At 65.8% G+C, this 6,609-nt stretch carries 5 protein-coding genes; 2 read left to right on the top strand and 3 right to left on the bottom strand.

The genetic code is table 11. The annotated features are described in order from the left end of the window. A partial coding sequence (locus AC1DBQ_RS20550) for an ATP-binding cassette domain-containing protein (protein WP_476930271.1) occupies positions 1–1,022 on the bottom strand: 1,022 nt, incomplete at its 3' end. Positions 1,023–1,148: 126 nt separating this feature from the next. On the opposite strand from AC1DBQ_RS20550, the gene AC1DBQ_RS20545 reads away from it, so the two are divergent. Further along, positions 1,149–2,408: a substrate-binding domain-containing protein gene (locus AC1DBQ_RS20545; protein WP_476930270.1), complete on the top strand. Its 1,260-nt coding sequence runs from the start codon at positions 1,149–1,151 to the stop codon at positions 2,406–2,408. Positions 2,409–2,972: 564 nt separating this feature from the next. On the opposite strand, the gene AC1DBQ_RS20540 is transcribed toward AC1DBQ_RS20545, so the two are convergent. Next, on the bottom strand, positions 2,973–3,992 hold the full coding sequence (locus AC1DBQ_RS20540) for a dihydrodipicolinate synthase family protein (protein WP_476930269.1): 1,020 nt from the start codon (positions 3,990–3,992) through the stop codon (positions 2,973–2,975). 27 nt (positions 3,993–4,019) lie between these two features. Next, a complete protein-coding gene (locus AC1DBQ_RS20535; protein ID WP_476930268.1) occupies positions 4,020–5,033 on the bottom strand; it encodes an ornithine cyclodeaminase family protein in 1,014 nt (337 codons plus the stop codon). Between the two features lie 144 nt (positions 5,034–5,177). Here AC1DBQ_RS20535 and AC1DBQ_RS20530 point away from each other — a divergent pair, with 144 nt between their 5' ends. Beyond that, positions 5,178–6,554, top strand: coding sequence for an aldehyde dehydrogenase family protein (locus AC1DBQ_RS20530; RefSeq protein ID WP_476930267.1), 1,377 nt, complete (start codon positions 5,178–5,180; stop codon positions 6,552–6,554). Positions 6,555–6,609 lie beyond the last annotated feature (55 nt).

Here is a 6,609-nt window from a genome sequence, read left to right as displayed (position 1 = left end):
CCACGACGCTCCCGAGGCAGGTACGCGACCCCCAAGGCATCCCCGTTCCGCTCGGTAAGGTCTGCGGCGCCCTCGGGCAGGAGGCGAACAACCCTGCCCGGCCCGGCAGCCACGCCGGCCAGGCGCTTGATGAACTGGTCCTGTCCGTGGCCTTCAAGCCCGGCGAGGCCCACGACCTCACCGGCGCGCAGCTCGAAGTCGATGGGTGCCGAGGCCGGTGCCAGACGGACGGCGGATCCCCGAAGGATGACGTCCCTGGGGTCGTGCGGCTGCCGCCGGGCCTMGTTGTGGCCGGAGTTTCCGGTCATGTCCGAGATCAACCGGTCGACGGACAGGTCCGAACGGTCCACGGTGGACACGCTCCGGCCGGACCGCAGAACGGTGACCCTGTCCGAAATCTCCGCGACCTCGTCCATCCGGTGCGAGATGAACAGGATGGCGGTCCCCCCGGCCGCGAGTCGGCGAAGCTCGACGAAGAGCCGATCACGGGACCTAACGTCCAGGGAAGCCGTTGACTCATCAAGGATGAGCACCTTGGGCTTTCGCACGAGCGCCCGCGCAATGCAGATGGACTGCCGCTCGGAGAGCGAGAGTTGGCCGGCGGGAAGATCGAGGGGTACCTCGCCGGCGATACGCGAGAGGACATCTTGCGCTATTGATCGCTGCTCGGCGCGGCCCAGCCGGCGACGGAACGTCCCGTGGGACCCGAGCCAGACATTCTCGAGGACCGACTGGCTCCCCGCGGTGAGGACCTCTTGGAACACCGCCGCAATCCCCAGGTCCATGGCCTGTCGTGGCGATCGGCTGTTGACGGGGACGCCGTCCAATGTGACGGAGCCGGCGTCAGGACGGTGCACCCCACCCAGGATCTTTACGAGCGTGCTCTTCCCTGAGCCGTTTTCGCCCAGGAGCGTGTGGATCTCGCCCGGCCGGAGATGGAGGTCACCGTCGATAACGGCGCGCGTGGCACCGAACCGCTTGCTCACCCCGGCGAGCATCAGGCCGGATGGTTGGTTGTTCACGGCGAATCTCCTTTGAATGGCCKATAAATGTGTCTCAGGTCATATTCGAAACTAGACGAATCGTACCGCATGTGCCTACTCTGATGCCATACGGTACGAATCGTTTTATATGGCAGGAGATAAACCATGAAGAAGACGACCTTTTTCCCCCGCTTCTCGACGGTCGGCGCCGCGATCCTGGGGKCCGGCGCCCTCGTCCTGACGGGCTGCTCGGCATCGGCGCCAGCGGCCCCGGGCTCCTCCGGAGGGGCAACCCCCGCCAAGGTGTCGCCGGCGGCAGCCGGGACCTGCGGGTCGCTGCCTACGGGTAGGGCKAACGATCCGAACGGCCTGCTGTCCGGTTTGCCCAAGGAGATCGCCGCGGGCTACAACCTCTACCCCTACGAGATCCGGAAATCGGCATGGGCCGACTACAAGTCGAAGAAGACTGAGGGTTTCACGGCTGCGATCGTGGGCATGCCACCTGCCAGCCCCTTCATTGCCTCCATGTCGGAGGCGATCCGCGCGAGCCTGAAGGCCAATGGTGTCAAGATCGTCGGCGACTTCGCCCCGGATGACCCGTCGAACGTGCCCCTGCAGCTTCAGCAGTTCAACGAAGCGCTCTCGCTCAAGCCGGACGTGATCATTTACACCGCCATCGCACCGGAGCCGTCCGTGGGCTTGGCAAAGGCCGCCCATGACGCCGGCATCCCGCTGGTTGCCGCCCAGGTGCCGATCGATTCCGAGTACGCCGTGAGTGTGACGAGGAATACCCCGCTCGCTATCGCCCAGGTCACCGCCGGCACCGTGGCGTCAATCGGGGGCAGGGGCAACGTCCTGCGCGTCGACGGCATCCCGGGCATCCCGGTCTCGACCTTCGCGGGCCTGGGCATCGACGCCGTCCTGGCTAACTGCCCGGAGGTCAAGGTCGCCGGGTCGGTCACCGGCTTCTTCCAGCCGGCCACGGCCCAGGCGGAGGTCCAGAAGTTCCTTGCGACCCACCCTGCCGGGGTTGACGCCGTCTTGCAGGCCGGAACGATGGGCGTCGGCATCCGCAACGCCTTTGTGGAATCGGGCATGGAGGTGCCGCCGATCGCGGACGACGGGTCCAGCCACGGATTCTCCTCCTGGGCGCTGGCAAACCCCGGCTACCCCTACTTCGGCACCACGACCCCGTCCGTGCGCACCGGTGAGGCAGTGGTCGATGTGGCCCTGCGCATCCTGAAGGGCGAGGGACCGAAGATCAACCAGATCGTTGAACCCTCGGTGATCGTCTCCCGGGAGAACCTCGCCAAGGTCGCGGACCCCTCGTGGGACCACAATGACCTGACCGACCTGGCCGGCGACCCGGCGGACTACCTGCCCACCGACCGGCTCAACGCATTCTTCTCAAACCCCGGCGCATAGGGGCGGTGCGAGTCATGAGCACGAGCGATGATCCTCCACCCGGCCTGCCGATGTCCGGGTGCCGGGTGCCGGGACCAACGCCGGGCCGGTGAGCGACTCAACGCGTTCTTCGGATAATCCCGGGGCCTGACGCCGACGCAGGAGCACACTCATCACCGGTCCTGGACCGGAACCGAGGGCCTCTTCCGCCGGGTGGATGTCGAATCGACATCCACCATGGAAGGGGCCCTCGCCTGCTGTTGGGCTGCACGGTGAACGCGCCGGCCGGCGCGGAAGCCAGGATTCAGGGTACGCGGCCGCACGAGAACCGTCCGTCCTGCAGACCCCGGCCGCTTGCCTGTTTGTAGTCCGTTTCGGCGGCCGACGCACKATCCCGTTCCCTGCGTCCTCTGATTTCGTCAAGGGTGGCCCTCGGTTGCCGGATCGGTTCCGGTGCTGCATCTAGTCATTCAAGGTTATTCAAGCCGTTTTCACGCGCAAAGAAGCCCCTTGGGACACTGAACCAGCATGCCGGTTCAGTGGTCCAAGGGGCTTTCCAATGCCGGCACTCCGCCGGACGGCCGCTTAGGGGCTGACGCGTCCGCGCAAGAATTCCGAGTCCRGGGAATCGGTGACGGGCAGTCCCGAGGCTTCCAGGCTTGCGCGCAGCTGCTTCATGAAGCGGTCGGGAAGTCTGACTGCCGGCGGGCGCAGGGCGCCGCCGTTGAAGCCGGAGAGCCACTCCTGGTACTTCCACTGGGTGCGGTTGATGGAGCTGGTGCCCGGGGTGGAAGTGGACGATACAGCCATATTGGCGGCCCGGGCCGGCTGGACCTCCCAGTAGCGCTTCATGGCTTCTTCCCATTTGCCGGTGCGCGCCAGTTCGAAGGCCTTGGGGTAGTAGTCTCCCATCCAGTTCGTGTTCGCGGTGCCGGAGAACTGGACGTCCAAGACCGACATGAGGGGGATTATTTCGGCCTCGATGGGGCAGGAGATCACTACTTCATCGCGGAAGTGGTGGTACATCTCCATGACTCCGGGGATGCCCGGGTAGCCCTGTTCGGCCTTGATGGCGACGATGCTCGGCATCGCGTCGAGGACGCGGCGCACGAAGTCCACGCTCATGCCTGCGGGGTGGATGCGCTCGAAGCCCCAGGCGGGGAGGGGGAACAGCATGGTGGCCAGATCGGTTTCGTCGGTGAAACGCTTGGTGTAGTCGAACACCTCGTCGTACGAGGTCGGCCAGAACGATGAAGGGTAGGCCAGCAGCGCGCGGTCGGCGCCGGCCTTGGTAGCCAGGTTTGCTGCATGGATGTTTTCTTCCAGGGTGCCGAAGATTGCGTGGAAGAAGAGGGCGAAGTCCGGGCCGGCTGCTTCGCGGGCGATGGCTGTGATTCGGGCGTTCTCCTCCGGGGTGATATTCGCTTCGGCGATCAGCAGGGAACCCTTGTAGCCACGTTCCTTGAGCAGGAGGATGTCGTGGCGGATCKCGTTTTCGTTGATGGCAGAGAAGTCTGGGGTGAAGGACGGGTGCGTCACCGCGACGGTGCCGACGAAGTTCTCCCGGGCCCAGGAGCGGGCTTCGGATTTGGTGTATTCCACCATGTTGTTCTCCTTTATTGTCAGTGGGGTCTATTTGCGGCTGGTGACGATGCCGACGGGCAGGACGGTGCCGATGCCCTCGGCGCGGGCGCGGTTAACGAGCATCTCGGCAACAACGATGTCCTGCAGGCCGGAACCGGTCGACTTGTAGATACGGATCCCGTGCTCCGCGTCGATGGCGGTTTCGCCGGTCAGGACGGCATTGAGTGTGACAATGAGCGAATCGACATCGACGCCGTGTGCCCGGGCCGCGATCATGTCCCMGCTGCCGTGCACGACCTCGTCACGGGTGTCCACCACGACGACCGCGGCGCGGGCAATCAGCTCCGCGGGCAGCTCGCGTTGGGCAGGGGTCGTGGAACCGATCKAGACCACCGCGGCGTTCGGGCCGACCCATTCGGCCAGCAGCGTAGGGGACTCGTCGCGGGAGCGTGCCGCGCACAGGATGAGATCCGCGCCTTCCGCGGCGTCGCGGGCCGAGCCGACAGCTCGTGCGGGTGCGCCGAACGTGCCGTCGAACTCGCGTGCAAAGGCCTCGCGGTTGGCAGGGGTCGGACTGAACACACKGATGTCGGCKAACTCAAGCAGGTGGGAAAAGGCTGTCAGGTGGGAACGCGCCTCAAAGCCGGAGCCGATCACACCGACGATCAGCGGCCGCTGCGGCACGATCGTGGAGGTGCCCACGGCAGTGGTCGCTGCGGTGCGCAGGCCGGTGACGCGATTTCCGTCCACGAGAGCCACCAGATCCGCGGTGTCCTTGTCGAAGAGTGAAATCAGATAGCTGACGCGCAGGCCGTCCGCGAAGGACCCGGCGATTGACTTTGCGCCGAACAGTTGGCCGTTGGGCGGCACCGAGGGCATGATCCGCAACCATTCGCGAGGTGTCTGGGCGAAGATCCTTCCCGGTGTGCCGCCCTCGTCGTCGGGGGCCTTGTAGGCGGTGCGGATGGCTTCGATCGCCCCGGCCCAGTCCGAAAGGCTGGCGACGTCGGCGTCGGTGAGAAAGAGCGGAAGATTGTTCGGTAACTCGCCATTGGTGCTCACGGGGGCACTCCTTGGATGTCGGGCAGCCGGTCCACGGGCTGCGGGCGTGGGTGGATTTACTGAGTAGACCCAAATAGTATCCGATACGAATCGTATCCTATATAGTCGTGACAGAGAACACGTCTCCAGGAAAGGATCCCAACCATGGCAATCGCAACCGTCAACCCGACCACCGGTTCGACCGAAATGATCATTGAGCCGCACTCGGCCGAGGAAGTCCAGGATCGCATCRCGGAAGCCGCCGAAGCGGCGCGGCTCCTGCGCGGCAGCACGTTCGCCCAGCGTGGGCAGTGGATGCTCGCCGCGGCGGACATCTTGGAGRGTCAGGCGGAGGGCCTGGGCGAATTGATCACCGTCGAGATGGGCAAGCCGATTGCGCAATCGATTGCCGAGGTKCACAAGTGCGTMAAGGCCATGCGTTTCTACGCCGAGCATGCMGAGGAATTCCTGGCCGACGCCCCGCTGGCGGACCCGTCGTCGGTCGGCGCGAGCCGCGCCTGGACCCGCTACGAGCCGTTGGGGACGATCCTGGCGGTCATGCCCTGGAACTACCCGCTCTGGCAGGTCATCCGCTTTGCCGCCCCGGCGCTTATGGCGGGCAACTCCGGCCTGCTCAAGCATGCCTCGAACGTACCCCAGGCCGCACTCTTCCTCGACACACTCTTTGAGCGGGCAGGGTTCCCGCGCGGCTCCTTCCGCACCCTGCTGATCGGCGGCTCCAAGGTTGCCGGCGTCCTGGCCGATGCGAGGGTCAAGGCGGTGACCCTGACGGGTTCCGAGCCCGCGGGGCGCTCGGTCGCCTCCATTGCCGGGGACCACGTGAAGAAGGCCGTCCTGGAGCTGGGCGGGTCGGACCCTTTCATTGTCATGCCCTCGGCGGACGTCGCCGCCGCGGCGGCGACCGCCGTGCGTGCACGGATCAGCAACAACGGCCAGTCGTGCATCGCCGGCAAGCGCTTCATCGTGCACACCGAGGTCTATGACACGTTMGCCGCCGAATTCGTGAAGCTGATGTCGGAGCTTGCCGTCGGGGACCCGCTGGATCCCGCGACCCAGGTAGGGCCCTTGGCCACCCGCGCCGGACGCGACGACCTGGCCGGGCTCGTTGAGGACGCCCGCGCCCTGGGTGCCCAGGTGCTGACCGGCGGGGTCGTTCCCAAGGGCCCCGGCTTCTTCTATGCCCCCACGGTGCTCGCCGGACTCAGCGAAGAGATGCGGATMATMCAAGAGGAGACCTTTGGGCCCGTCGCTTCGCTCTACCGCGCCCAGGACCGCGAGGACGCCCTGCGGATCGCCAATCAGACCACCTTCGGGCTTTCCAGCGCGGTGTGGACCGCCGACGCCCACGAGGAGGAATGGTTCACGGCCAATCTTGACGCCGGCGCGGTGTTCGTCAACGGCATGACCGTCTCGCACCAGGAGCTTCCGTTCGGCGGGACCAAGCGCTCCGGGTTCGGGCGTGAGCTCGCCGCGGACGGCATCCGGGAGTTCTGCAACCTCAAGACCGTCTGGAAGGCCTGAGTCGCAAGGCTAGACGCGCATTCAAGCCCACCCGTGCCCTTGTGCGGCTAAGTGA

This window comes from Arthrobacter sp. 10T413_2 (assembly GCF_056394205.1).
Note: the sequence above shows the minus strand (reverse complement) of the source record. Positions and strands in the feature narration are given on the sequence as shown.